Below are 23,657 nucleotides of genomic sequence, written 5' to 3'. Positions count from 1 at the left end.
ATGCGTTAAATAATAAATAAATCATATCTTTGCTAATTAAAACTGAATAGTAAAATGTATCAAAAGCTTGTTAGGAAAGAAGTAATGGGAATATTGGAAAAGGAAGTAGGTTCTTTTCTTGATAAATTTTTAACGCCAATTGAAAAAATCTGGCAGCCCTCTGATTACTTGCCAGATCCTTCAAGCGATGAGTTTAAGCATGATTTAGAAGAAATTCAGACTTTTGCACGTGAGATGCCTTATGACCTTTTTGTAACACTGATTGGAGACTGTATCACGGAAGAAGCCCTTCCTTCATATGAGTCTTGGCTGATGGGAGTGGACGGAATCAATCAGGAAGAAAAAGTAGGCTGGGCAAACTGGGTGAGAGCCTGGACTGCAGAAGAAAACAGACACGGTGACCTTTTAAATAAATACCTTTATCTGTGCGGAAGAGTAAACATGAGAGAAGTTGAAATTACCACTCAGTATCTGATTAATGACGGTTTTGATCTTGGTACCAGCATGGATCCGTACAGAAACTTTATCTATACAAGTTTCCAGGAAACAGCAACTAATATTTCTCACAGAAGAGTAGGTACACTGGCTAAACAATCCGGAAACGGAAAACTGGCAAAAATGTGTGGAGTGATTGCTGCAGATGAAGCAAGACACGCAAAAGCTTACAAACACTTCGTTGCGAAAATTCTTGAAATAGATCCTTCGGAAATGATCCTTGCATTTGAAGATATGATGCGTAAAAAGATTGTAATGCCGGCTCACCTGATGAGACAGTCAGGGCAGAAGGCAGGAGAGCTTTGGGGACATTTCTCAGATGCTGCACAGAGATGTATGGTATACACAGGCCAGGATTATATCAATATCATGAAAGATCTTTTAGATGAATGGAAAATTGAACACGTAAAAGGACTTACAGAAAAAGCAGAAAAAGCTCAGGAATACCTGATGAAGCTTCCGGCAAGATTACAGAAGATCACAGACAGGGTTTCTACTCCTGATCTTCAGTTCCAGTTCAGCTGGGTTAAGAGCTAGTAGTTCTGTATTATTATTAAATTATAAAAGTATTGAGTGCCTTTCTTTTTGGCACTCTTTTTATTTCTTATCTTTGCAAAGCTAAAAAAAGAACAAAATGTTAAATAATAAAAAAATTGCTGTTGACTTTGACGGAACTATTGTAGATGATGCTTACCCGGCAATTGGAAAACCTAAAACTTTCGCTTTTGAGACTCTGAAAAGACTTCAGGCAGAAGGTTTTCGACTTATACTTTGGACTTACAGACATGGAAAAACGTTAGATGAAGCAGTAGAATTCTGCAAAAAAAACGGCTTAGAATTTTATGCTGTAAACTCAAGTTTTGAAGGAGAAGTTTTTGATTCCGAAAATCAGTCCAGAAAATTAGATGCAGACTGGTTCATAGACGACAGAAATTTAGGTGGGTTCCCAGGTTGGGGTGAAATCTACAATATTATCCAGGAAAGAATAGAATTCCGAGTAGAAGGAAAAGAAGTTCTTGCCTATTCAAAATTAAAAAAAGAAAAGAAAAAAGGCCTTTTCTGGTAGTATAAAATAACAATTTAACAGAGTATCAATTGATCAATTCAAAGGTCTTAAAATTGTTACACTGGTACATAAATACATTGGTAAATTAAAACAATGATTCAACTAAAAACGATAGACGAATTACGTCTGATGAAGGAGAGTGCCCGACTGGTTTCTAAAACATTGGGAATGTTGGCAAAAGAAATTAAACCAGGGATAACTACTTTATATTTAGATAAACTGGCTCACGATTTTATTAAAGATCATGGTGCAGAACCTGCATTTTTAGGATACGGAGGCTTTCCGAACTCTCTGTGTATTTCTCCAAATGAGCAGGTAGTTCACGGTTTCCCGAACAATGAAATAGTGAAAGAAGGAGATGTTCTTTCTGTAGATTGCGGGGTTATCCTTAACGGATTTGTAGGAGATCATGCGTATACTTTTGAAATCGGTGAAGTAAAGCCGGAAGTGAAAAAACTATTGAAAGTAGCAAAAGAATCCCTATATAAAGGAATTGAGCAATGTATCAGAGGAAAAAGAATCGGAGATATTTCTCATGCAATCCAGGCACACTGTGAAAAAGAAGGATATGGAGTAGTAAGAGAGCTTGTGGGACATGGTTTGGGAAGAAAGATGCACGAAGATCCTCAGGTTCCTAACTATGGAAAACAGGGAAGCGGAAAAGTAATCAAAGACGGTCTGGCAATTGCTATCGAGCCAATGATCAATCTTGGAACTGAAAAAGTAAAATTCCATAACGACGGATGGACGGTAACCACTTTAGACAACCTTCCATCTGCACACTTTGAACATGATGTAGCAGTAATCAACGGTAAACCTGTATTGCTTTCAACATTCGATTACGTATATGAAGCGTTAGGAATTGTAAGTGATGAAGAAAAGCAGTTCCAACTGGATTTTTAATGAAAAAGGTAACTAAGCTTTTACTGAATAAAATTCCACGTCCGATGCTTATTAAAATGAGTATCTGGGCTAGACCGCTTATTTATCAGCTCTTCAAAGGAGATCAGTTTTACGATCCTATTGATGGAAAATCATACCGGAAATTCCTTCCCTACGGATATGGAAAACAAAGGGAGAATGCACTTTCTCCAGGTACTTTAAGTTTGGAAAGACACCGTCAGATGTGGCTGTATCTCCAAAATGAAACAGATTTTTTTATTAAAAATTATAAAGTACTCCATATTGCTCCGGAACAGGAATTTTTAAGAAAATTCAAAAGGATGAGCAATCTGAATTATATTTCGGCAGATTTATATTCTCCAATTGTAGATGTAAAAGCTGATATTCTTAATTTGCCGTTTGAAGATGAGAGCTTTGATATTGTTTTCTGTAACCATGTTCTGGAACATATTGAAGATGATGCAAAGGCAATGAGCGAACTGTACAGAGTAATGAAGCGCGGAGGATGGGGAATTATTCAGGTTCCGATGAAGAATGCATTGGAAAAAACCTATGAAGACTTCACCATCAAAGATCCGAAAGAACGCCAAAAGCATTTCGGACAATACGATCATGTTCGCTGGTACGGAATGGATTATTTCGACCGTCTGAAAAAAGCCGGTTTTGAAGCAGAGGTCAACTTCTATTCACAGAAGTTTTCGGAAGAGGAAATAAAAAAATACGGATTAAGACATAATGAAATCTTACCCGTAGTTTTTAAGAAATAAAGTAAACCGGCCTTCAGAATCTGAAGGCCGGTTTTTTTATACAGTAAATATACTTTTATTCTTTTGTAAAGGTGAAAGATTTATAATTTTCCACAACTAAAATATAGGATCCTTTTTGAAAGCTGGCTGTATTAATAGACATTTTGAGATCATTAGTTTTGGTCTCAGACATAAGTTTTCCGGAGAGATCATAGATTTTCAGCGGAAGATTTTTCTCTACATTTTCTATATGCAAAGCTTCCTTTACAGGGTTTGGATAAGCCGTAAACGTTTTCTTTGCTGTTTCAGTTTCTTTAGTGCTTAATTGTGCCGTATTATTATAATATATTTTATTTCCGGATGGATCAGTCATTATTAATGTTTTCAGATTGCCACTGGTGGTTATCTGATAGCTGTAGACTGAAGCATAAGCTCCAAGACCATAAATATCACAATTTTTCTGATCATAACTTCGAACAGGTGCAGCATTTCCGCCATTATAAAATAACAAGGTACATGAACTGGCTGTTTTAATAAGATTGTTACTGCCCGGCATAACTCCAAAGCTCATCATGGATGTATTGTAGTATTTGGAATTGATAACATAACTTGTGCCTCCCGCAGAGTTAAATGTGGTAGCAGGAACTCCATTATCAATCAAAGGGGTATTGGTTGTTTGTCCGCTGCTTGTTACCATTTTGGAAATATACCAGTTATTGCCAAGTAATTCGGATATCTGCTGTGCTGCTAATAAACCACCAGCCAGTAAAAGAAATAATGCTTTTCTCATGAGTTATAAGTTTGCCGGTAAAGATATTAAAAAGGATTTTATTCTCTGATGAAAAAAGCTAAGAGGGTTTGTCGAATTATATTATAAGGAAAACAAAAACCGCCTTCATATTGAAGACGGCTCCATTTTTAAATATAGATAGAGTTTATGCACTTTTTAGTGTGATGAAGAGACAGCTTTTAAACCTACCACCGAAGCAATAAGAGTTACAATAAAGAATACTCTCCAGAAACTTACAGGATCCTTAAAGAAAATAATTCCCATTAAAGCAGTTCCTACCGCTCCAATCCCCGTCCATACCGCATAGGCCGTACCAATGGGTAAAGTCTGGGTAGCTTTGATAAGCAAAACCATACTGATGGTCATGGTCACCAGAAAGCCTGCAAACCAATAATAAGATTCTGTTCCGGAAGTTTCTTTTGCCTTTCCTAAACATGATGCAAATGCAACTTCAAATAATCCGGCAATAATTAAGATAATCCAATTCATTTTTTAAATTTTTCTACTGCAAATTTCAGAATTTGAAAGGGAAAATAATTTTACAATTGTTAAAAAATGATGACAGTTTTAAGAAAGGATGCAGGAAGTTGGAATAGGGAAGAAAGAAGAAAAAACAATATCCTGTCAATAGGTGTGGTTTAGTCCGCTTTCAATATAAATAATGATTCACCAGGGTTTAGCCCTTAAATATCTTCTTAAGTTAGTTCATAAAATTACAGCATTTTCATAAGCTGCAAGAGCTTCTGTCCTCCATCTTCTATCTTTCTGCCTCAAGAATCTCCAATTTACTTAATCTCCGCCCGAATTCTGCTTAAACTTACCTGTGTAATTCCAAGATAAGATGCAATATAGCCAAGCTGAACCCTTTTAAGCAAATCCGGTTGATAAGTAATGATATCTTTATATCGTTCCAAAGATGTTTTGAATTGTCTTGAAATAATCAGTTCCTCAGATTTTATCATTTCTGCTTCCGCTAGTTTTCTACCCCAGTTAGCAATATGAATATCTTCGTTATAAAGCTTTTTGAGATTTCCTGTTTCCATTCTGTAGAGATCACAGTCTTCCAGTAATTCAATACTTTCATAGCCAGGCTTATCCTCCACATAGCTTTTCATAGACAGAATACACTGCCCTTCACTGCCGAACCAGAAAGTAATATCATTATCAGAAGTAGAAGAGTAGGCGCGGGCAATCCCTTTACGAATGAAATAAACGTAAGGAATCACTTTATCAGCTTCCATCAGGCAGAAACCTTTTGGGTGAGAGACTTCTGTGATATACTTTTTTAAGCTGGCTTTCGATGCTTCAGGCAGAAGGTAGATTTGGTCAAGAATCTGGTCTATATTCATAAAGATGAATTCTAATATTCAAAAATATTAGTTTTGGATAATTCAATACAAAATTATTTGATGGTTTTTCAGGAAAATAATAGGATAAGATTGCCGTATAATTAAATCTTTATTGAACAAGGATCTGAACATCAGATGTTTGACATTGATGAAATTCTAAGATTTTCAACACTTATGTATGCTTTTTATAGCATAATTCTAAACTTTCTAAAGTGAACTGAAGTGATTAAAAACTTTTGTGACTTTGTGGTTAAAACCGACTATGCTTAAAAAGAATAGCAATATAGCCTCTTTTAACCTCCTTTTGTTAAGCCATATAAAGCTGAATAACTCTCTTTTTTCTTTTAAATATTGAGATTAACCGTAAAGACGATTTTGTTTTAGTAACTTTGCAGTTCGTAATATTATTTTTATGCACAAAGCTGGATTTGTAAATATAGTTGGAAAGCCCAATGCCGGGAAATCAACACTTCTAAACCAATTAATGGGAGAGAAGCTGGCGATTGTAACGCAGAAAGCTCAGACAACCCGTCACAGAATTTTTGGTATTTATAATGAAGATGATCTTCAGATCGTATTTTCTGATACTCCGGGAGTATTGGATCCAAAATATGGACTGCAGGAAAAAATGATGGATTTTGTAAAAGACTCACTACAGGATGCAGACGTTTTCCTGTTTATTGTAGATGTTACTGATAAAGCAGAACCATCAGAATTTTTAATTGATAAGTTAAACAAAATCCCTGTTCCTGTATTGTTGCTGCTTAACAAAGTAGATCAGACAGATCAGGCAGGCCTTGAAAAGTTAGTAGAAGATTGGCATAATAAAATTCCAAAAGCTGAAATTCTTCCTATTTCCGCATTGAATGCCTTTAATACAGAAATCATTTTACCTAAAATAAAATCTTTACTTCCTGAAAACCCTCCTTACTACGATAAAGATCAGTTTACAGATAAGCCTGAGAGATTTTTCGTAAATGAAGCAATTCGTGAAAAAATTCTTTTGAATTATGAAAAGGAAATTCCATATTCTGTGGAAGTGGTTACAGAACAGTTCAAAGAAAAAGAAGGAATTATTTTTATAGACTCTATCATTTATGTAGAAAGAGATACCCAAAAAGGGATCATTATCGGGCATAAGGGAGAAGCGATCAAAAAAGTAGGAACCGATGCAAGATTAGACCTTGAAAAATTCTTCAGCAAAAAAATTCATTTAAATCTTTTTGTAAAAGTGAAAAAAGATTGGAGAAAGAATGACAGGGATCTGAAAAATTTCGGGTATAGATAAACTAAAAACGCTGTAATCCCGTTGTATTAAAAGATTTTTATTACCTTAGTATAAATTTTTTAGTAAATGAACTATAATAATTCAAATTGGAGCTCAATACCTAAAGATATTATTTTGTTAGCAGTGAGAGTGTTTGTAGGTTTTGCAATGCTGTCTCACGGCTTTCCGAAACTTCAGATGCTGCTGGCAGGTGGGAAAATTGAATTTTTCGATTTTATGGGGCTTGGTCCTCAGATATCCCTGATTTTGACGGTTTTTGCTGAATTTGTTTGTTCAATCTTACTTATACTAGGGCTTTTTACAAGAATTTCTTTAGGATTTTTGATCTTTACAATGGTTATTGCCGCTTTTGTGGTTCATGGAGCAGATCCTTTTGAAAAAAGAGAAATGAGCCTTGTCTATTTATCTGTTTACCTTCTCCTGATGGTAATAGGAGCGGGTAAGGTTTCTGTTGATCATATGATAGAAAGAAGAAAAAGAGCTTCAGACTGGTAATCTTACAATAAAAACGATACACAATAAAGAAAGGCACTTCAGGAAATGAAGTGCCTTTTCTGTTCTTAATAATTACAATGAGGTAAGCACTCCCAGATCAGCTTTCCGTTTTCATCTCTTACTCTGCAAGCCATATAGCCTGCATCACATAATGGTGCACTTCCTCCAATAATTGTTTTTAGATTTTTCTTTGATAATTTTCTTAGATTTTTCATATTATAATTATTATTTTAATTTGTATTCTAAAAATAACAAAAAAAATACATAACACCAAATGGTGTCTTATTTTTTTAATTTCATAGATCTTTCAAAATTTACTACATTCGTATAAAATGAATTTATATGAAGATAAAACTGACTATTTGCCTTTTGGCATTTCTGAATTTTTATGATGCTCAGGAGAATATAACTTACCAAAAGCCGTCTGCTGAGATTCTGAAGCTTGCAGATTACCAGAGACCGCCAAGTGTGATGATGAACAGCAAGAAAGATTGGGTAGTTTTTACATATCGTCCTACTTATAAGACACTGGAAGATCTCAGCCAGCAGGAAATGAAGCTGGGTGGGCTAAGAATCAATCCGGTTACCAATATCTCAAGCAGTATGACCTACTCAAATAATCTGAAGATCAGAAAGATCAATGATAAAAATGAGGTACAGGTGAAAAATCTGCCTTCCAATGCAAAAATTGCATATGTTTCATTTTCACCGGATGAAAAAAAACTGGCATTTACCAATACAACAGCTAAAGGGGTAGAACTTTGGATTGTAGATATGGAAACCGCTTCTGCCAAAAAAATAACTGCGGATAATCTGAATGCTAATTTAGGAATGCCATACGTATGGTATAATGACTCTCAGAGCTTACTGATCAGAGTAATTCCGCAAAACAGACCTTCTCTTATAGATGCAAGTAAAGACCTTCCGACAGGCCCAATTGTTTCAACAGCAGATGGTAAAGTTTCTCAGAACAGAACTTACCAGGATCTTTTGAAAAACCCTCAGGATGAGAAAAACTTCGAGACCCTTACTGCTTCTGAAATTTATAATGTAGATCTTACAGGAAATCTTAAGAAATTAAAAGACCAGGATATGTATGCCGGGTTAAGTTTTTCTCCGGACGGCAATTATCTAATGGCTACTTTGATTAAAAAACCATTTTCCTATATTGTTCCACTCAACCGATTTCCTTCAACAACAATAGTGTATGATATCAAAGGAAATATTGTGAAAACAGTCAATGAAGTTCCTTTGAATGAAATCATGCCAAAAGGATTCTCATCTGTGAGAACAGGGAAAAGAGATATGGGCTGGAGAAGTGACGCTCCTGCTACTCTTACTTTTGCCGAGGCTTTGGATGGAGGAGATCAGTCTAAAACAGCGGATTACAGAGACGAGATATTTACCTGGGAAGCTCCATTTACAGCAGCTCCTAAATCTTTCTTCAAAACAAAACAAAGATATAGTGATGTAACTTGGACTAATGATCATTATGCCATTGTTTCTGAAGGCTGGTATGACACAAGAAATACAAAATCTTATCTGATAGATACCAATAACGGAGAATCTAAAGTTTTTGATGATAGAAATTATCAGGATGTTTACAGTGATCCGGGAAATTTTAATACTACAAAAAATCAGTATGGGAGATATGTAATAGATATGAAAGGCGGAAAAGCTTACCTGATTGGAGACGGATTTACTAAAGACGGGCAGCATCCTTTTATTGATGAGATGGATGTGAAATCATTGAAAAAGAAAAGACTTTACACTTCGAATATAAAGAACGGTAAAGAAGAAATTATTGATATCCTCAATGCTTCAAAAGGTGAAATTCTTACGACTCAACAGTCACCGAGCCTTTATCCTAATTATTTCAAAAAGAATATCAAATCTAATAAAGAAGAAGCTGTAACTAACTTTGCAAATCCTTTTGAAAGTATTAAAGATGTTTACAAAGAAGTAATTACTTACAAAAGAAATGATGGAGTTACTTTAACCGGAACCCTTTACCTTCCTGCTAATTATGACAGAAAAGCAAAAAAAGAGAAGCTGCCTTTACTAATTTGGGCTTATCCTACAGAATATAAAGATAAAAATACAGCAGGCCAGAGCACTCAAAACCCGAACGATTTTACATTCCCGTACTACGGATCTTTTGTATACTGGACTACGAAAGGATACGCGGTTCTTGATGATGCTGCTTTCCCAATTATTGGAGAAGGGAAAACAGAACCGAACGATACTTTCATTACTCAATTGGTTGCGAATGCCGCAGCAGCAATTGATGCCGTAGACCAGTTGGGGTATATCGATAAAAAGAAAGTAGCGGTAGGAGGGCACTCTTATGGTGCTTTTATGACAGCTAACCTTCTGACACATTCTAATCTTTTTGCATGTGGAATTGCAAGAAGTGGTGCCTACAACAGAACTTTGACACCTTTCGGATTCCAGAGTGAACAGAGAAACTATTGGGATGTTCCGGAGATCTACAACACAATGTCTCCATTTATGCATGCAGATAAAATGAAGACGCCTCTTCTTCTTATCCATGGTGATGCAGATAACAATCCGGGAACTTTCACATTACAAACAGAAAGATACTTCCAGGCATTGAAAAATCTTGGAGCTCCGGTAAAAATGGTTCTTCTTCCAAAAGAAGCCCACGGATACCAGGCTAAAGAAAATATCTTACATCTTCTATGGGAACAAGATCAGTTCCTTGAGAAGTGTTTAAAGAAATAAAAGACAAAAGCGACTGTTTATCATAAGCAGTCGCTTTTTTTAGTTGAAAAATATAATAAGAAAGTTAGACTTTCCAAAAATTAAAAACTCTTAAGAGTATATGGCTTGAAGATTAATTTTCCTCAATGATTCAAAATAGTCTGATTAAAGATATTTCAGGATCTCGTCAATACTTTTCAGCTCTATAAAATGTTCATGATCCAGATTGATATCATGCTGTTCATGTGTCCAGGTAATGTGATAAGGAATATGAGCGGCTGAACCTCCGATTTCCAATACCGGTAATACATCCGATTTGATTGAATTTCCGAGCATCAGAAAGTTTTCCGGCTTACAGTCAAGGTGTTTCAGAAGTTTTTTATAATCATGTTCTTTTTTATCACTCATGATTTCAATATGATGAAAATAATCCTGCAGCCCGGAATTTTTCAGTTTGCGTTCCTGATCCAGCAGATCACCTTTGGTAGCAACTACCAATCTGTATTTTCCCTTTAAGTTTTCAAGAGTTTCAGTAACTCCATTCAACAATTCAATAGGTTTCTGAAGAAGCTCCTGGCCAAGCTGAATGGCTTTGTTCACAAGTTCTAATGGTGCTGTATTATTGGAAACTCTGCCGATAGTTTCAATCATGCAAAGCATAAAACCTTTTACACCGTATCCGTACAAATGAAGGTTTTGCATTTCTGTTTTAAACAATTCCTGTGATACAGAATGCTGTGGGAGATAATCTTCAAGAAGTACGCAGAATTCCTTCTCTGCTTCCTGAAAATAAGGCTCATTAATCCAAAGCGTATCATCAGCATCAAAAGCGATAGTTGTAATATGATTATTCATTTTTGTTTTGTAATTTTCTGCTCACAAAAATCAGAATAAAAAATAAATCAGGAAAGGACATTTGTCCCGGTTGAATATGTTACGGACGAATCATACATTTTTAAACTATCTCGAAGAACTTTACAGCCATCAAAAGCATAATGGAAATATTGTGCTGCAGTCTTTTCATAAAGGAGAAAAGATATTGATTCAGGATGAAAAATCTTTCAGGGTAATGCTTATCAAAGAAGGAATTGCTAAATGCTATTTCGCAGAAGAAAACGGAAAAGAATACATTGTAGAATTTCTGGGAAGTGGAGAAGTGATTGGAGAGGTGGAACTCATTAAAGATATCAATTGTTTGTGTAGTATTGAAGCCGTAACAGAAATAACTGCCTTTGCTGTTGAAATTCCTTATTTTAAATCTTTGATGAAGAATGATCTTATCCTGAACAATCTTCTTTTAGAGTCATTTGCAGAAAGGATTATAAATACTTCAAGCAGGGCATCTTACCAACAACTTTATACAACCGAACATACCCTGGCGCAATTACTCAAAATGCAGGAGAAACAAAATATCCGGATATCTAAAGAAGACATGGCTGCCTATCTGGGAATTACAATGAGAAGCCTGAATAGGATTTTGAAAGATTTGAAATGATTTTGTTTAAAAATTGATTTTTTGTTTTTTTTACTTCAATTTTTATGGGGTGTTGATATTGTAAATAGTAAAATAGAATAATTTAATCATAATTTTATAGGGGTGATTTTAAAATTTGCTATTTTTGCAATAGATTAAGTTGAATGTTTATATCAATGGAAAAATTAAATTTCAGGAATGCTGAATTGGCAGATTTAAATAAGATTGTAGCCATCTACAACTCAACAATTGCTTCAAGAATGGTGACTGCAGATATGGAAGAAGTCTCTGTGGAAAGCAAAATAAAGTGGTTTGAAGAACACAATCCTCAGACAAGACCGCTTTGGGTGGTTGAAGATGATCAGAACCAAATAATCGGATGGGTAAGCTTCAGCTCGTTTCACGAAAGAGCGGCATATAACGGCACTGTAGAAGTAAGTATTTATCTGGACGAAACTTGCAGAGGAAAAGGGTATGGTAAAGCTATTCTTCAATATTGTATTGATAATGCCGGTAAATTCGGAGTAAACAATCTCGTTGCTCTTATTTTTCTTCACAATGAACCGAGTCTTAAATTATTCAGGCATTTTGGGTTTGAAGATTGGGGAAGTCTGCCGAATGTGGCTATTCTGGATGGTGTTGAAAGAAGTTTGAAGATTTTAGGAAAGAGGATAAGAGAATAATTTCTAATTTCATCGTATGAAAAATATTTTTATAGTAATGTTTGTTGCTTTTTTTGCAATTAAAGGAATAGCACAAACAGAAAATATAAATAGCGGGAAATATCATCCTGCAAAAGAACATTTTGAAACGATATATAAACAACAGGAACATTCAAAATATTTAAGATCTCAGGTTAAACTTGAAAAAGCAAAAGCAATTATTAACGTAGTTAACATTCTTGAATTTCCCGAAAATGTAGGAGAAAAATTTAAATTGATTTTTGGAAGTGGTTTGTTGTATCCAATGGCTATTAATGGCACTCCGCATGTGAAGATTGCGGCTATAAATGAATTACCTCTATTAAATATAAATCCTCAGACTAAAAGATTTTCCTTCTGGATGTTTGGTCAAGATGAATTTTTGGGAAAAAGTGTCTTACTAGGTTTGTTAGAAAATAGGGTAAATCCGACCGAGTATTATTTTGAACTCTATAATGAAAATGCAGATGAAATGACAAGCTTTGAAGAATTTATTGATGGAGCAAAACTAACGTATATTCAATCTGGAGGTATTATAATATAATAATATGTCTACGGTGTAGTCTCTGAAATCTGTGGAAGAGTATTTATTTTAAAATTTGCATTTATTTTTTATCATTCAATAAAAAACGCAGAGCTAAAACTCTGCGTCAATTTTTACTTATACTTTTATTGATGTATTCTGCTTAATTCTCTTCGCAGACATATTTAAAAATCGTTTCACCAGGAAAACAGCTGATACAGTCAGTCCTAATCCTAAGGCAATCCACATTCCTAAAGCTCCCATTTCCAATGTAACACAGAAGAAATATCCCAATGGAATCGTAATGACCCAATAGGCGATAAAGGTATAAATAGACGGTATTTTAACATCCTGTAACCCTCTTAGCATCCCTAAAGCAGTTACCTGGATTCCGTCTGAAAGCTGGAATAAAGCAGCAATAATCATTAGCTTTGATGCCAGAGTGATAACTTCCACTTCTTCTTTTTTCGTAAAGAAAGTAGGCAATATATTTCTGCCCAGAATGAAAATCAACCCACAGATACACATAAAAATAAAAGCGATCTTAAGGTTATTGATCCCTACTTTTCTCAGTTCAACAAAGTTTTGTTCTCCCAATTTTCTTCCAATCATTACCGTAGAAGCAACACTGAACCCAACACATAAGTTGAAGGTGAAAGAAGCCATGCTCAATGCGATCTGGTGAGAGGCAATATCATGGGCAGAGATCAGTCCGCAAATGAATGCAGCCCCTGCGAAAGCCGTTACCTCAAAGAACATTTGCAGTGCTGTAGGCAGGCCCAGTTTTACCATTTTATCAAACATTTTCTTTGAAAAATTCTGAACTTTCAATGAAAAATCTTTAATGTAACGTCTGGTTCTTTTTTCTTTAAGCAATACAAAATAAAGGAAAACGACCATGAAAATTCTGGAGATCAGTGTAGCCAGTGCAGACCCTTTTACCCCCATTGGCGGGATTCCCCAAAGTCCTTTAATGAAGACATAGTTCAGGACAATATTGATGATATTGGCAATGATGGTTGCTTTAGTTACCCCAATCGTATATGACAGACCTTCAGAAACCTCACGAAGTGTCTGGAAAGCCATGAACGGGATCATACTGACTACCATGATGCTCAGGAAGCTTACGGTGTCCGGAATGATCTTAGCAGGCTGTCCGGAATGATAGAGTAGCGGCATTCCCAAAAGGAGAATGACCATTAAAATAATCCCTACAGACATATTGATGATAAATCCATGGCTGAACACGGAATTGATTGTTGCATGGTCTTCTCTGGAATGTGCTTCCGAAACCAGTGGCGGTATTGCAAAGGAAAAACCGAGTGCCAATACAAATATGGAGAAAAATACTGCATTTCCCAATGAAACGGATGCCAGCGCATCGGCACCCAAAAGTTTTCCGACAATAATATTATCGAATAAGTTTACCGAAACTTGCCCTACCTGAGTAAGCATCACAGGCAGAGCCAAAGTCAGGCATTCTTTTGTGTAGTTTTTGTTTAAAAAGTTCATAATATTTTAAGATTCATATAGTTTATATTTTAATCAGGGCAAAAAAAAAATTTGCAGTAGTGTTACTGCAAATTTTTATATAGTGTAAATAATAACTTATTATTTCCTTACAAAACTTGCAACGTCACTTTCAGAAACAGTATTTCCACCTAGAATGATCAATCTCTCAACCACGTTTCTTAATTCCCTGATATTTCCAGTCCATGAAAGCACTTTTAAAGCATCAATAGCTTTATCGTCAAACTTTTTCACAGCAGTACCATGTTCATCAGCAATCATTCCTGAAAAATGCTCAACCAGCAATTTGATGTCCTCTTTTCTTTCATCCAATGGGGGAACGTAGATTTCAATTACAGAAAGTCTGTGGTAAAGGTCTTCTCTGAATTTCCCTTCCTCAATTTCTTTCTGCATATTCTTATTAGTTGCCGCAATTACTCTTACGTCAACTTTAATTTCTTTATCACTTCCTACAGGAGAAACTTTGCTTTCCTGAAGCGCTCTCAATACCTTTGCCTGAGCAATAAGGCTCATATCACCAATCTCATCAAGGAAGATTGTTCCTCCGTTAGCTTGTTCAAATTTCCCTTGCTTATCCTTGATGGCACCTGTAAAAGATCCTTTTACGTGTCCGAAAAGTTCAGATTCAATAAGTTCAGATGGAATAGCAGCACAGTTTACCTCTACCATTGGACCTCTTGAACGGTCGCTTTGATTGTGAATAGCATGAGCTACAAGTTCTTTTCCGGCACCGTTAGGACCTGTGATAAGAACTCTGGCATCTGAAGCAGCTACTTTTTCAATCATATCCTGGATCTTCTGCAAAGCAGGAGAATCGCCAATCATCTGATATTTTTTGCTTACTTTTTTCTTTAAGGTCTTGTTTTCTGTCTGAAGATTTTTATTTTCTTTCTTCAGGGTTTCCTTTACCAAAGCATTTTTCACACTGGTGATCAGTCTGTTGATGTCAATTGGCTTGGAGATAAAATCATATGCACCCTCTTTCAAACAGGAAACGGCAGAATCAATGTCTGCGTGGCCTGAGATCATGATAAAAGTAGTTTCTGGTTTTAATGCGAGACTTTGCTTCAGCAGTTCAGTTCCTGAAAGTTTAGGCATTTTGATATCAGAAATCACTAATGCGAAATCTTCTTTTTCTACCTGTTTGTAACCTTCAAGGCCGTCTTCGGCGATAACAAATTCATAATCGGTTAGTTCATCCGAAAGAATACTGTGAAGTACTCCCGAGATTGCTTTTTCGTCTTCTACTATAAGGATTTTTTGCATAGTTGCAAATTTAAATTTTTTGTTTCAATTATTAGCAAAAACCGTACCTAAATATTCTATTTTGAATAGTCTCTTCTCCCGAAAATTGCAGATCCAACCCTCACAGAGTTAGCTCCACATTCAATAGCTACGGGGAAATCATCACTCATTCCCATAGATAAGGTATTTAATGTTTTTAGTTGATTTAATTCATCAAAAAGAGCTTTTAATGTTAAAAATTCTTGTTTGACTTGTTGTTCATCATCCGTGAAAGTAGCCATTCCCATTAAGCCGGTAATCTCAATATTGGGAAATTTGCCATCAGTATAGTGTTGAAACAGTTCTTTAGCTTCCGGAATTTCGAGCCCGAATTTGCTCTCTTCAGCTGCAATCTTCACCTGAAGCAAAACCTTAATAATCCTGTTGTTCTTACCTGATTCTTTATTGATTTCAGTTAGCAGCTTTTCAGAATCCACACTTTGTATGGTATCTATAAAAGAAGCAATATATTTGACTTTATTCGTCTGCAGGTGGCCGATTAAATGCCATTGAATATCATCGGGAAGAAGAGGAGACTTTTCCATCAGCTCCTGTACCTTATTTTCTCCGAAAACTCTTTGTCCCAGATCATAAACCTCCTGTATGGCAGAGACCGGATGTGTTTTTGAAACAGCAACCAGTTGAACTCCTGCTGGAAGCTGATCTTGTATCGCTTTATAATTGTCTTTAATACTCATATATGCAAATTTCCGAAAATTCCCTGACAGTTGCCAGTCGTGAATACATTTTACATTGAACTTTTACCGAAAGATTAATTCAATACTTCATTCATCTTAGGATATTGAGAAATTTTTCTGAAAACGAATCTGTTGCTTTTCTGCAGTTTTTCAATAAACAAATCCAGTTCGTTGATAGAATCCGTGTCTCTCAGATATTGATCATGAGTCAGGAAAACAAGATGTCTTGAGGTTTTTTCAAGGTCATTGAAGAAGATACTGTCTACTTTTTTCAACATGGCTTCGTGGCTTCCTTTTAAAGTCATTTTATGGGTAGGTCTCCATTCCAGATCCCAGCCAACTACCTTATAGCCTGCCTTTTTAAGACCATCAGCAGCAGCGGTAGAACTTTTAATATCCGTTACATTAATATTGTTTAGCCTCCAGATATTTCTGCCCGGAGTTCTCGCTATTTTATCATAAAGCTTAAGGCTGTCTTTGGCAACATCAAAATCATGAACTACAGCATCAGCATTTTTATAAAAGTCTGTGTATTTGTTATGGGCATGGGTAAAGCTGTGATTAGCCAGTTCCAGTAAAGGGTTTTGCTTCAGAAGTTCCAGATCATCTTTCTGCTTTTTGCTTCCGTATGCATGTTTCCCAACTAAAAAGGCTGTTGCACAGACATTTCTTTTGTCCAGTATTTTTAAAAGATTTTCAGTTCCCTGGTTGGGACCGTCATCAAAGGTAAGGTAGATCACTCTTTTATCCGGGTCTACGCTTTCATCGTCCATCTTGGGGACCGTTTCTGCGGCAGGATGTTCCTGTGAATGGATAGGTTCATTCACCTCATTCTTGAAATTACAGCTGTTCAATAAAACCGAAGTTGCACTCACCAATGCAAACATCCCGAGAAAAGTCTTATTTTTTGACTTTCCCGCAAAAATTTTTCTCATAAAGATAATGGAGTTTTAAATTGTTAAAAATCGTTAAAAATAACACTTGAAAGTTAACAAATTATATGCCATATTTTGCAGTAATTTTTCTTTTTAAGTTTATTTTAAGAACTTTATTTTAAAGGATATTTCCATTAATACTTTGATTGTGAAATTATAATTTGCTTTTCTTTATTTCTTAACATTTATAAATATCAAAACAATAGTTATTGTCTATATTTGTTGAGATAATCTTAATTTCCTATTGTGGGGAATTATTTTGCTTGAATAGATTAGTGTTTTTTATAAAATGTGAAAGGTTAATTTATTTTGGAGTTTTTTTTAAAAAAAAGATATAGCGTAAGAAGCTTGTACCATATTTAAAAATATTTTCTGTAAAAAACAAAATTGATGACCTTTATGTTATACAAAAAGAAAACCTTTACTTTGGTTGTTCTTGGGATATAAAGACCGCTTTCAGTCGTTATTGTAAAACCGTGAACATCCTAAAGGATAAAGATTTTCTTTTTATGATATTATTTAATATCCAGATCTACCGAGTTTAATCTCAATGAATTCAAAATCACAGATAATGAACTGAAGCTCATAGCAGCAGCGGCAATCATTGGTGATAGTAAGATTCCGAAGAAAGGATATAATAGTCCCGCCGCAACCGGGACTCCCAATACATTATATATGAATGCAAAGAATAAGTTTTCTTTAATGTTTTTAAGCAACTTTTCACTTAATAACTTTGCTTTGGCAACTCCCAGAATATCTCCTTTTAATAAAGTAATTTCAGCACTTTCAATGGCTACATCGGTTCCGGTTCCCATGGCAATTCCTACATCGGATTGGGCAAGGGCAGGAGAATCGTTGATTCCGTCTCCGGTCATAGCTACAATTTTGCCCTGCTTCTGGAGTTTTTTTACTTCATTAAGCTTATCTTCCGGAAGACAGTTTGCCTTAAAATGCTTGATTCCGAGTTCATCAGCAACCGCTTTGGCTGTATGTTCGTTATCACCGGTCATCATAATCACATCAATGCCTTCACTTATTAGTTGTTTAACTGCTTTTTTGGAGCTCTCTTTAATTTTATCTGTAAAGCTTACAAAACCTAATACCTGATGGTCTTGTGCAATATAAGAGATTGTATGTGCTTTAGATTGCACTTCAATCGCTTTCTGTTTAAGGTTGTCAGGGATCATGATTTGGTGTGAGGTCAGCAGATTTTCATTTCCGAGATAGACCGTTTTGCCGTTGATGTTTCCTTTTACTCCTTTTCCGGAAATATTTTCAAACTGATCTACTTTTTCAGCGCTTATATTTCCTTCTTTTGCCCGTTTAATAACGGCATTGGAAAGCGGGTGCTCAGAATTCTGATTCAGTGAATAAGCCAGTTTTAATATCTGATTTTTATCTTCGTTATTTGCCGTTTCAATATATTCTACTGAAGGCTTTCCTTCAGTTAAGGTTCCTGTTTTATCAGTAATCAGAACATTGATTTTATTCATTTGCTCAAGGGCTTCCGCGTTTTTGATCAGGATACCGTTTTTAGCTCCTTTCCCGATTCCTACCATTAAAGACATTGGTGTCGCCAGTCCAAGTGCACATGGGCAGGCTACAATTAAAACCGCAACAGCATTCACGAAGGCAAATAAACTTCTTTTTCCTTCAGGCCCGAAAAACTGCCAAAGAATAAATGTAAGTGCGGCAATAAGGATTACCACGGGAACAAATACTTTGGAAACTTTATCGGTAAGTTTCTGGATGGGGGCTTTGCTTCGGCTGGCCTCATTCACCATTTTAATGATTTGTGAAAGAAGAGTTTCATCGCCTACTTTCTCAGCTTTCATAATGAATACCTGATTGCCGTTTATAGTTCCTGAAGATACTTTATCATCTACATTTTTTTCAACCGGAACAGGTTCTCCGGTAATCATGCTTTCATCTACTATTGAATTTCCTTCGGTAATTTTACCATCTACAGGGATTTTTTCTCCGGGTTTTACTTTTAATAAGTCTCCGATTTTTACCTGCGAAAGCAGTACTCTTTTTTCTTCACCATTTACGATAAGATTGGCTTCATCCGGAGAAAGGTTCATTAATTCTTTGATGGCATTTCCTGTCTTTTTGTGGGCAGCAGCTTCCATCAGCTGTCCTAAGATAACAAGAGTAAGAATTACACAGACTGCCTCAAAATACAACGGGATTTCATGATTATGTCCACGGATTTCATGCGGAATAATATCAGGAAAGACAAGGGCTGTAATACTGAAAATAAATGCAGCTGCTACCCCCAGAGCAATAAGGCTGAACATGTTCAGATTCCAGGTTTTAAAAGAAACCCAGCCTCTTTTCAATAAGAACCATCCGGAATAGAACATGACAGGAAGGGTTAAAGCAAGCTCAATAAATCCTTGTATTTGATGAGAGAAAGGAAAATTAATAAACATTCCCCCCATTGAAAGAATGAAAACAGGAATCGTAAAAGCTAAAGATATAATGAACTTCCTTTTTAATATAGTATAAGTTTCATCCTCTTCATCATCTCCGCTGTCGGGCATTCTTACAAGGTCCATTCCACAGATCGGGCAGCTTCCGGGTTCATCACGGATGATTTCCGGGTGCATAGGGCAGGTGTATTTTGCTGTTTTCTTTTCAGGATATTTAACGAGGTCCATTCCGCAGACAGGACATCCTACATTAGAGTCGTAAGTTTTGTCACCTTCACAATACATGGGGCAATAATACTTTCCTGCCATTTCATCAGTAACAGCCGGGGCTTCGTGATGATGTCCGTGATGGTGGTCATGGCTGTGTGAATGTGAATGATTATGGCTATGAGAATGTTGATGATGAGCTGCATTTTGAGCGAGATCCTCTGTGATTTCCTCTAAATCCATATGGCATACAGGGCATTCTCCTTTTTCATTATATACCTTGTCCCCTTCACAAAACATCGGGCAGTAATACTTTCCAACGTTATCTTTAAAGTTTCCAGGAAGGTTGGTTGCTGAATAAGTTGGTTTATGATTAGGATCCTTGGCTAGTTTTTCTTCAATAGGAACCAGATACATTTTACATACAGGACATCTTTCTCCCTGCGTAAAATATACCTTGTCTCCTTCACATTCCATAGGACAATAGTATACCGAGGATGGAGAGACGCGATCCTGAGGTTTTACAAAAGCTTTTTCGGGATTATTCGGATCTTCAAGTCTGTATTTTCCTATTTCTGCCAAAGCGCCATTTAAAACCGAAAGTTCAATGCCATGATCCGAGGTGATGGTGGCCGTGTTGTTTTCAAGGTTTACATCGGCTTTTACTCCATGTACACTGTTCAGTTGGTTGGATATCTTTTTCTGGCAGCCGGAACAGGTCATTCCGAGTATTTTATACTGTTGTTCCATGATTCTAAATTTATAGTACAAATTTCCAAAAAGGGAAATCAAGTCTGTTATAAATTTAAGGATAATAGTTATAAAATTAAGAATGGGAGATAAGTAGGAGAGTCTAAGGGTTTGATAATGTTAGATTAGGATAGGTTGGAAGGTGTGAGAGGTACTATAAAATAAATCAGTTCACAGGCTTTCCAACCCTTTAACTTATAGGTTATCCAATGATTTTCTATTATGTTCCTTGAGTTTTTTGAATTCAGTAGGGGTGAATCCGGTTACATTACGGAATTGTGATGATAAATGTTGGACACTTTTATAGCCAAGCTTTCCTGCAATTTCTGTAAGGTTGAATTCATTATAAAGAAGGAGTTCTTTTACCTTTTCAATTTTTTGAAGGATGAAAAACTGTTCCAGTGTGATATTCTCATTCTGCGAGAAGGTTTTGGAAAGTGAACTGTAATCCTTATGAATGTTGGAACTTAAAAATTCCGAAAGAAGGAAGTCTTCAGCAATATCAAGATCACTGATTTTTACAATAATCAGGTTTTTAATTTTTTCAACAAGCTGATGAGCAGAATCCATAATTCTCTCAAAGCCTGTGTCAAGCAGTTTTTTTTCAATGCATTGCATTTGTTCGGCAGAGACTTCCGTTTCAGTTTCCACTTCTCCTAATATAACAGAATCTGTTTTTACACCAGCATTTTCGAAAATACTTTCTACTGCTGCAATGCATCTGTTGCAGACCATATTCTTTATGAAAATCTTCATAGGCTGCTGTTTAACCTGTCTTTTACGAATTCAATCTGTGTTTTCCCATGTGGTGAAGGATTTCCATCTGCATCCAGGTTTACCATTACGATTTTGTCTACAGTGATAATAGTCTGATGGGTCATTTTATTTCGTACATCACATCTTAAAGTAACAGAAGTGGAGCCGAAATGACTAGCTTCAATTCCTATTTCTATAATGTCTCCCTGTTTGGCAGAGCTTACGAAATTGATTTCAGAGATAAATTTGGTCACCACTTTGGTGTTTTCTAATTGAATAATAGCATATAATGCCGCTTCTTCATCAATCCATTGAAGCAGTCTTCCTCCGAAAAGTGAATGGTTTGGATTTAAATCCTCTGGTTTTACCCATTTTCTGGTATGGTAGTTCATATCTTTAATAATTTGCAGTACAAATTTAGTGTTAAAAGCTGATGTTCTCAAAAGAATCGTATTTATTGATCTGAAAAGAATCATTCATTTTCTCAATCATTTTCTTTTGGAGCGCATTGCTTTGGTTTTTGCTATAGTATTATCATGTAATAACTTTTGGTATTCTTCACTTTCCATCGGGTATAAAGCTACTTTTCCTTTTGAATTATGATGAATTCCGAATCCATATCTTTTAGCTAAAGGAGAAGCACGCAGGCAAGCCTGGCCTTTGGAGAAAAATTGATCTCTTTCTTCTTGTCTTTCATTTTCTGAAATGTCATTTTTTATGGCATAACATTCAAAAATGATATCATCAGAAGAATATTGGTAAGGATTTTTTATAAGTCTCTCATACTGAAGAGTGGCGAGTGATTTCTCTTTCTTTTCCGGAGGAATCTGTGCGTGGGAAACCGGACAATCTTCTGCTACTTCTATAAGAGTGTTGATGTAATTGGTGCTATGTTGTTTCATAACTGTTTTTGTTTTAATAATTGATGAAATCTAAACAATAAAGCTTTATAAATATAATATTATCTTCTTTAATGGAGGTGTAGTGTATATTATTTTATATTTTTTTTATATTAATTTGAATAATTTAACTAAATGGTTTGTTTTTAATTAAATAATTGATAATCAAATTGTTGTGTTTTTAAATGTAAGTATTTGATGTTTTGGATTCAACATAATGTGAGAAATATTTAAAAAAAGCTTTGATTTGAAATTTTTAATTGTATCTTGCATACGTTTATATTTGGAATCAATATTTGTTCATTAATTTATGTTGTTTTTCTTTTATATACCAAATTATTATTAATTTTTTAATTTATTTAAAATGAACATTTTTGTTTCAAACATCAATTACGCAACTAAAGAGTATGAGTTGCACGATCTATTCGCAGAATTTGGAGATGTATCATCAGCTAAAATTGTTACAGACAGAGAAACTGGTCGTTCCAGAGGTTTCGGTTTTGTAGAAATGGGTGATGAAGAAGGAAAGCAGGCTATTGAAGCTCTTAACCAAAAAGAATTCAACGGAAAAACACTAAACGTATCTGAAGCTAAGCCAAGAGAGGAAAAACCAAGAAGAAGCTTCGATAACAACAGAGGTGGAGGTTATGGTAACAACAATAGAGGCGGAGGCTATGGTAACAACAACCGTGGCGGAGGCGGAAATCGTTGGTAAAAAATATGAAGCGGCTTTTAAGCCGCTTTTTTTATGAATATAATTTTCAGTAAATCATATCATTAATTGTTTTTGTTGGATAATGACGGTTTTTTGGCATAGTTTTAGAAAATTAACAATCAATCAAAAAAGTAATTATAATGAAAAAACTTTTATTAGCATTTATGATGGTGTTTGGTGGATTATTAATCAATGCACAAAACATCTATACAGGACAGACACTGGATCAGAATAGAAAATATTGGGCAGGTAACAGCAAATATTATCTGATTTTCCAAAATGATGGTAACCTGGTTTTGTACAGCAGAGCAGGAGCTTCCATCTGGAATTCCAGAACATCCAACAGGGGAGAAAGAGCTGTTTTTCAGGATGATGGTAACCTGGTGGTGTATTCATCAGGAAACAGAGTGGTTTTTAGCACTAATACCAGTACAAGAAGAGCAGATAAACTAACGATTCAGGATGACGGTAATCTTGTTATTTACAGCCGGTCTACTCCTGTATGGGCTTCGAGAGATGAAAATGCACAAACAGGACGTGGAGGTAATGATTCTGTAAACAGAGGACACAGATTCCGCAGAGGTGATAAATTATATTCTTCCGACCGTAACTATTATTTAATGTTCCAGAATGATGGAAACCTGGTGTTGTCAAACAACAATGGTACGGCAATCTGGGAAGCCGGAACAAGCAACAGAGGAAGCAGAGCAGAATTCCAGAATGATGGCAATCTTGTTATATATGATTCATATAATAGAGCTTTATGGAGTACAAATACAGCCAGAAGAGGAGGTGATAAGCTTACCGTACAAAACGATGGAAACTTAGTGATTTATGGAGATTATTCTCCTATCTGGAGTTCCGAAACCCAGAGATAATAAAAAAATCACATAT

At 35.6% G+C, this 23,657-nt stretch carries 25 protein-coding genes; 12 read left to right on the top strand and 13 right to left on the bottom strand.

Annotated elements, in window-relative coordinates:
• Nucleotides 1-54: 54 nt before the first annotated feature.
• The 4 genes from F3J23_RS11470 to F3J23_RS11455 all read left to right on the top strand — a co-directional run bounded on the left by F3J23_RS11470 (nucleotide 55) and on the right by F3J23_RS11455 (nucleotide 3,231).
• On the top strand, nucleotides 55-1,032 hold the full coding sequence (locus tag F3J23_RS11470) for an acyl-ACP desaturase (protein WP_167028644.1): 978 nt from the start codon (nucleotides 55-57) through the stop codon (nucleotides 1,030-1,032).
• 97 nt (nucleotides 1,033-1,129) lie between these two features.
• Nucleotides 1,130-1,561 carry a BT0820 family HAD-type phosphatase gene (locus F3J23_RS11465; RefSeq protein WP_167028641.1) on the top strand — a complete coding sequence of 144 codons (432 nt, stop codon included), beginning with the start codon at nucleotides 1,130-1,132 and terminating at the stop codon, nucleotides 1,559-1,561.
• Nucleotides 1,562-1,654: 93 nt separating this feature from the next.
• Nucleotides 1,655-2,464: a type I methionyl aminopeptidase gene (gene map / locus F3J23_RS11460; protein WP_167028638.1), complete on the top strand. Its 810-nt coding sequence runs from the start codon at nucleotides 1,655-1,657 to the stop codon at nucleotides 2,462-2,464.
• A complete protein-coding gene (locus tag F3J23_RS11455; RefSeq protein WP_167028635.1) occupies nucleotides 2,464-3,231 on the top strand; it encodes a class I SAM-dependent methyltransferase in 768 nt (255 codons plus the stop codon). The genes map and F3J23_RS11455 overlap by 1 nt, the downstream gene beginning before the upstream one ends.
• A gap of 55 nt (nucleotides 3,232-3,286) precedes the next feature.
• On the opposite strand, the gene F3J23_RS11450 is transcribed toward F3J23_RS11455, so the two are convergent.
• From F3J23_RS11450 to F3J23_RS11440, 3 genes are all read right to left on the bottom strand, one after another.
• Nucleotides 3,287-4,000: a T9SS type A sorting domain-containing protein gene (locus F3J23_RS11450; RefSeq protein WP_167028633.1), complete on the bottom strand. Its 714-nt coding sequence runs from the start codon at nucleotides 3,998-4,000 to the stop codon at nucleotides 3,287-3,289.
• A 156-nt stretch (nucleotides 4,001-4,156) separates the two neighbouring features.
• Nucleotides 4,157-4,489, bottom strand: a complete 333-nt coding sequence (locus F3J23_RS11445) for a DMT family transporter (RefSeq protein WP_167028630.1) — start codon at nucleotides 4,487-4,489, stop codon at nucleotides 4,157-4,159.
• Between the two features lie 296 nt (nucleotides 4,490-4,785).
• The gene (locus F3J23_RS11440) at nucleotides 4,786-5,349 is read right to left on the bottom strand and encodes a Crp/Fnr family transcriptional regulator (protein ID WP_167028627.1); all 564 of its coding nucleotides are present in this window, start codon (nucleotides 5,347-5,349) and stop codon (nucleotides 4,786-4,788) included.
• A 412-nt stretch (nucleotides 5,350-5,761) separates the two neighbouring features.
• Here F3J23_RS11440 and era point away from each other — a divergent pair, with 412 nt between their 5' ends.
• Together era and F3J23_RS11430 are read left to right on the top strand one after the other, a co-directional pair.
• Entirely contained in the window at nucleotides 5,762-6,637 is an 876-nt protein-coding gene (gene era, locus F3J23_RS11435) for a GTPase Era (protein WP_167028624.1), read from the top strand.
• Nucleotides 6,638-6,703: 66 nt separating this feature from the next.
• Nucleotides 6,704-7,132: a DoxX family protein gene (locus tag F3J23_RS11430; RefSeq protein ID WP_167028621.1), complete on the top strand. Its 429-nt coding sequence runs from the start codon at nucleotides 6,704-6,706 to the stop codon at nucleotides 7,130-7,132.
• Nucleotides 7,133-7,197: 65 nt separating this feature from the next.
• Here F3J23_RS11430 and F3J23_RS11425 read toward each other — a convergent pair whose 3' ends face one another.
• The gene (locus F3J23_RS11425) at nucleotides 7,198-7,347 is read right to left on the bottom strand and encodes a bacteriocin-like protein (RefSeq protein WP_167028619.1); all 150 of its coding nucleotides are present in this window, start codon (nucleotides 7,345-7,347) and stop codon (nucleotides 7,198-7,200) included.
• Between the two features lie 127 nt (nucleotides 7,348-7,474).
• Here F3J23_RS11425 and F3J23_RS11420 point away from each other — a divergent pair, with 127 nt between their 5' ends.
• Nucleotides 7,475-9,877 (top strand): prolyl oligopeptidase family serine peptidase, encoded by a 2,403-nt coding sequence (locus F3J23_RS11420; RefSeq protein ID WP_185156453.1) that lies wholly within the window; start codon nucleotides 7,475-7,477, stop codon nucleotides 9,875-9,877.
• Nucleotides 9,878-10,021: 144 nt separating this feature from the next.
• Here the strand turns inward: F3J23_RS11420 and F3J23_RS11415 are convergent, their stop codons facing one another.
• Nucleotides 10,022-10,711, bottom strand: coding sequence for an HAD family hydrolase (locus tag F3J23_RS11415; protein WP_167028616.1), 690 nt, complete (start codon nucleotides 10,709-10,711; stop codon nucleotides 10,022-10,024).
• A 76-nt stretch (nucleotides 10,712-10,787) separates the two neighbouring features.
• Here F3J23_RS11415 and F3J23_RS11410 point away from each other — a divergent pair, with 76 nt between their 5' ends.
• From F3J23_RS11410 to F3J23_RS11400, 3 genes are all read left to right on the top strand, one after another.
• Entirely contained in the window at nucleotides 10,788-11,351 is a 564-nt protein-coding gene (locus tag F3J23_RS11410; protein WP_167028613.1) for a Crp/Fnr family transcriptional regulator, read from the top strand.
• Nucleotides 11,352-11,506: 155 nt separating this feature from the next.
• On the top strand, nucleotides 11,507-12,013 hold the full coding sequence (locus F3J23_RS11405; protein WP_167028610.1) for a GNAT family N-acetyltransferase: 507 nt from the start codon (nucleotides 11,507-11,509) through the stop codon (nucleotides 12,011-12,013).
• Between the two features lie 16 nt (nucleotides 12,014-12,029).
• On the top strand, nucleotides 12,030-12,575 hold the full coding sequence (locus tag F3J23_RS11400) for a hypothetical protein (protein WP_167028607.1): 546 nt from the start codon (nucleotides 12,030-12,032) through the stop codon (nucleotides 12,573-12,575).
• Nucleotides 12,576-12,692: 117 nt separating this feature from the next.
• Here F3J23_RS11400 and F3J23_RS11395 read toward each other — a convergent pair whose 3' ends face one another.
• From F3J23_RS11395 to F3J23_RS11360, 8 genes are all read right to left on the bottom strand, one after another.
• Entirely contained in the window at nucleotides 12,693-14,066 is a 1,374-nt protein-coding gene (locus F3J23_RS11395; protein ID WP_167028604.1) for an MATE family efflux transporter, read from the bottom strand.
• A gap of 99 nt (nucleotides 14,067-14,165) precedes the next feature.
• Nucleotides 14,166-15,350 carry a sigma-54-dependent transcriptional regulator gene (locus F3J23_RS11390; protein WP_167028601.1) on the bottom strand — a complete coding sequence of 395 codons (1,185 nt, stop codon included), beginning with the start codon at nucleotides 15,348-15,350 and terminating at the stop codon, nucleotides 14,166-14,168.
• 56 nt (nucleotides 15,351-15,406) lie between these two features.
• Nucleotides 15,407-16,066 carry a YggS family pyridoxal phosphate-dependent enzyme gene (locus F3J23_RS11385; protein WP_167028598.1) on the bottom strand — a complete coding sequence of 220 codons (660 nt, stop codon included), beginning with the start codon at nucleotides 16,064-16,066 and terminating at the stop codon, nucleotides 15,407-15,409.
• Between the two features lie 74 nt (nucleotides 16,067-16,140).
• A complete protein-coding gene (locus F3J23_RS11380; protein WP_167028595.1) occupies nucleotides 16,141-17,001 on the bottom strand; it encodes a polysaccharide deacetylase family protein in 861 nt (286 codons plus the stop codon).
• Between the two features lie 515 nt (nucleotides 17,002-17,516).
• The gene (locus F3J23_RS11375) at nucleotides 17,517-20,393 is read right to left on the bottom strand and encodes a heavy metal translocating P-type ATPase (protein WP_167028592.1); all 2,877 of its coding nucleotides are present in this window, start codon (nucleotides 20,391-20,393) and stop codon (nucleotides 17,517-17,519) included.
• Nucleotides 20,394-20,588: 195 nt separating this feature from the next.
• The gene (locus F3J23_RS11370; protein ID WP_167028589.1) at nucleotides 20,589-21,149 is read right to left on the bottom strand and encodes a helix-turn-helix domain-containing protein; all 561 of its coding nucleotides are present in this window, start codon (nucleotides 21,147-21,149) and stop codon (nucleotides 20,589-20,591) included.
• A complete protein-coding gene (locus F3J23_RS11365) occupies nucleotides 21,146-21,541 on the bottom strand; it encodes an acyl-CoA thioesterase (RefSeq protein ID WP_167028586.1) in 396 nt (131 codons plus the stop codon). The genes F3J23_RS11370 and F3J23_RS11365 overlap by 4 nt, the downstream gene beginning before the upstream one ends.
• Nucleotides 21,542-21,637: 96 nt before the next feature.
• Complete coding sequence (locus F3J23_RS11360) at nucleotides 21,638-22,051, bottom strand: DUF6157 family protein (RefSeq protein ID WP_167028583.1); 414 nt, start codon at nucleotides 22,049-22,051, stop codon at nucleotides 21,638-21,640.
• Nucleotides 22,052-22,412: 361 nt separating this feature from the next.
• On the opposite strand from F3J23_RS11360, the gene F3J23_RS11355 reads away from it, so the two are divergent.
• Nucleotides 22,413-22,763 (top strand): RNA recognition motif domain-containing protein, encoded by a 351-nt coding sequence (locus tag F3J23_RS11355; RefSeq protein ID WP_167028580.1) that lies wholly within the window; start codon nucleotides 22,413-22,415, stop codon nucleotides 22,761-22,763.
• A gap of 140 nt (nucleotides 22,764-22,903) precedes the next feature.
• Nucleotides 22,904-23,641, top strand: coding sequence for a hypothetical protein (locus tag F3J23_RS11350; RefSeq protein ID WP_167028577.1), 738 nt, complete (start codon nucleotides 22,904-22,906; stop codon nucleotides 23,639-23,641).
• The last annotated feature ends 16 nt before the right edge of the window (nucleotides 23,642-23,657 follow it).

The organism is Chryseobacterium sp. Tr-659, assembly GCF_011752975.1.
GTDB lineage: Bacteria > Bacteroidota > Bacteroidia > Flavobacteriales > Weeksellaceae > Chryseobacterium.
The sequence above is the reverse complement of the archived record's forward strand: the minus strand, read 5'-3'. Positions and strand labels throughout refer to the sequence as shown.

Excerpts from the sequence above, each read along its gene's own strand:
- F3J23_RS11405 (WP_167028610.1), top strand. The coding sequence starts at position 11,507 with ATGGAAAAATTAAATTTCAGGAATGCTGAATTGGCAGATTTAAATAAG.
- F3J23_RS11450 (WP_167028633.1), bottom strand. The coding sequence starts at position 4,000 with ATGAGAAAAGCATTATTTCTTTTACTGGCTGGTGGTTTATTAGCAGCA.
- F3J23_RS11455 (WP_167028635.1), top strand. The coding sequence starts at position 2,464 with ATGAAAAAGGTAACTAAGCTTTTACTGAATAAAATTCCACGTCCGATG.
- F3J23_RS11470 (WP_167028644.1), top strand. The coding sequence starts at position 55 with ATGTATCAAAAGCTTGTTAGGAAAGAAGTAATGGGAATATTGGAAAAG.
- F3J23_RS11360 (WP_167028583.1), bottom strand. The coding sequence starts at position 22,051 with ATGAAACAACATAGCACCAATTACATCAACACTCTTATAGAAGTAGCA.
- F3J23_RS11390 (WP_167028601.1), bottom strand. The coding sequence starts at position 15,350 with ATGCAAAAAATCCTTATAGTAGAAGACGAAAAAGCAATCTCGGGAGTA.
- F3J23_RS11420 (WP_185156453.1), top strand. The coding sequence starts at position 7,475 with ATGAAGATAAAACTGACTATTTGCCTTTTGGCATTTCTGAATTTTTAT.
- F3J23_RS11465 (WP_167028641.1), top strand. The coding sequence starts at position 1,130 with ATGTTAAATAATAAAAAAATTGCTGTTGACTTTGACGGAACTATTGTA.
- F3J23_RS11380 (WP_167028595.1), bottom strand. The coding sequence starts at position 17,001 with ATGAGAAAAATTTTTGCGGGAAAGTCAAAAAATAAGACTTTTCTCGGG.
- F3J23_RS11365 (WP_167028586.1), bottom strand. The coding sequence starts at position 21,541 with ATGAACTACCATACCAGAAAATGGGTAAAACCAGAGGATTTAAATCCA.
- F3J23_RS11410 (WP_167028613.1), top strand. The coding sequence starts at position 10,788 with ATGTTACGGACGAATCATACATTTTTAAACTATCTCGAAGAACTTTAC.
- F3J23_RS11425 (WP_167028619.1), bottom strand. The coding sequence starts at position 7,347 with ATGAAAAATCTAAGAAAATTATCAAAGAAAAATCTAAAAACAATTATT.
- F3J23_RS11440 (WP_167028627.1), bottom strand. The coding sequence starts at position 5,349 with ATGAATATAGACCAGATTCTTGACCAAATCTACCTTCTGCCTGAAGCA.
- F3J23_RS11370 (WP_167028589.1), bottom strand. The coding sequence starts at position 21,149 with ATGAAGATTTTCATAAAGAATATGGTCTGCAACAGATGCATTGCAGCA.
- F3J23_RS11385 (WP_167028598.1), bottom strand. The coding sequence starts at position 16,066 with ATGAGTATTAAAGACAATTATAAAGCGATACAAGATCAGCTTCCAGCA.
- F3J23_RS11445 (WP_167028630.1), bottom strand. The coding sequence starts at position 4,489 with ATGAATTGGATTATCTTAATTATTGCCGGATTATTTGAAGTTGCATTT.
- F3J23_RS11350 (WP_167028577.1), top strand. The coding sequence starts at position 22,904 with ATGAAAAAACTTTTATTAGCATTTATGATGGTGTTTGGTGGATTATTA.
- F3J23_RS11375 (WP_167028592.1), bottom strand. The coding sequence starts at position 20,393 with ATGGAACAACAGTATAAAATACTCGGAATGACCTGTTCCGGCTGCCAG.
- F3J23_RS11400 (WP_167028607.1), top strand. The coding sequence starts at position 12,030 with ATGAAAAATATTTTTATAGTAATGTTTGTTGCTTTTTTTGCAATTAAA.
- F3J23_RS11355 (WP_167028580.1), top strand. The coding sequence starts at position 22,413 with ATGAACATTTTTGTTTCAAACATCAATTACGCAACTAAAGAGTATGAG.
- F3J23_RS11395 (WP_167028604.1), bottom strand. The coding sequence starts at position 14,066 with ATGAACTTTTTAAACAAAAACTACACAAAAGAATGCCTGACTTTGGCT.
- map (WP_167028638.1), top strand. The coding sequence starts at position 1,655 with ATGATTCAACTAAAAACGATAGACGAATTACGTCTGATGAAGGAGAGT.
- F3J23_RS11415 (WP_167028616.1), bottom strand. The coding sequence starts at position 10,711 with ATGAATAATCATATTACAACTATCGCTTTTGATGCTGATGATACGCTT.
- F3J23_RS11430 (WP_167028621.1), top strand. The coding sequence starts at position 6,704 with ATGAACTATAATAATTCAAATTGGAGCTCAATACCTAAAGATATTATT.
- era (WP_167028624.1), top strand. The coding sequence starts at position 5,762 with ATGCACAAAGCTGGATTTGTAAATATAGTTGGAAAGCCCAATGCCGGG.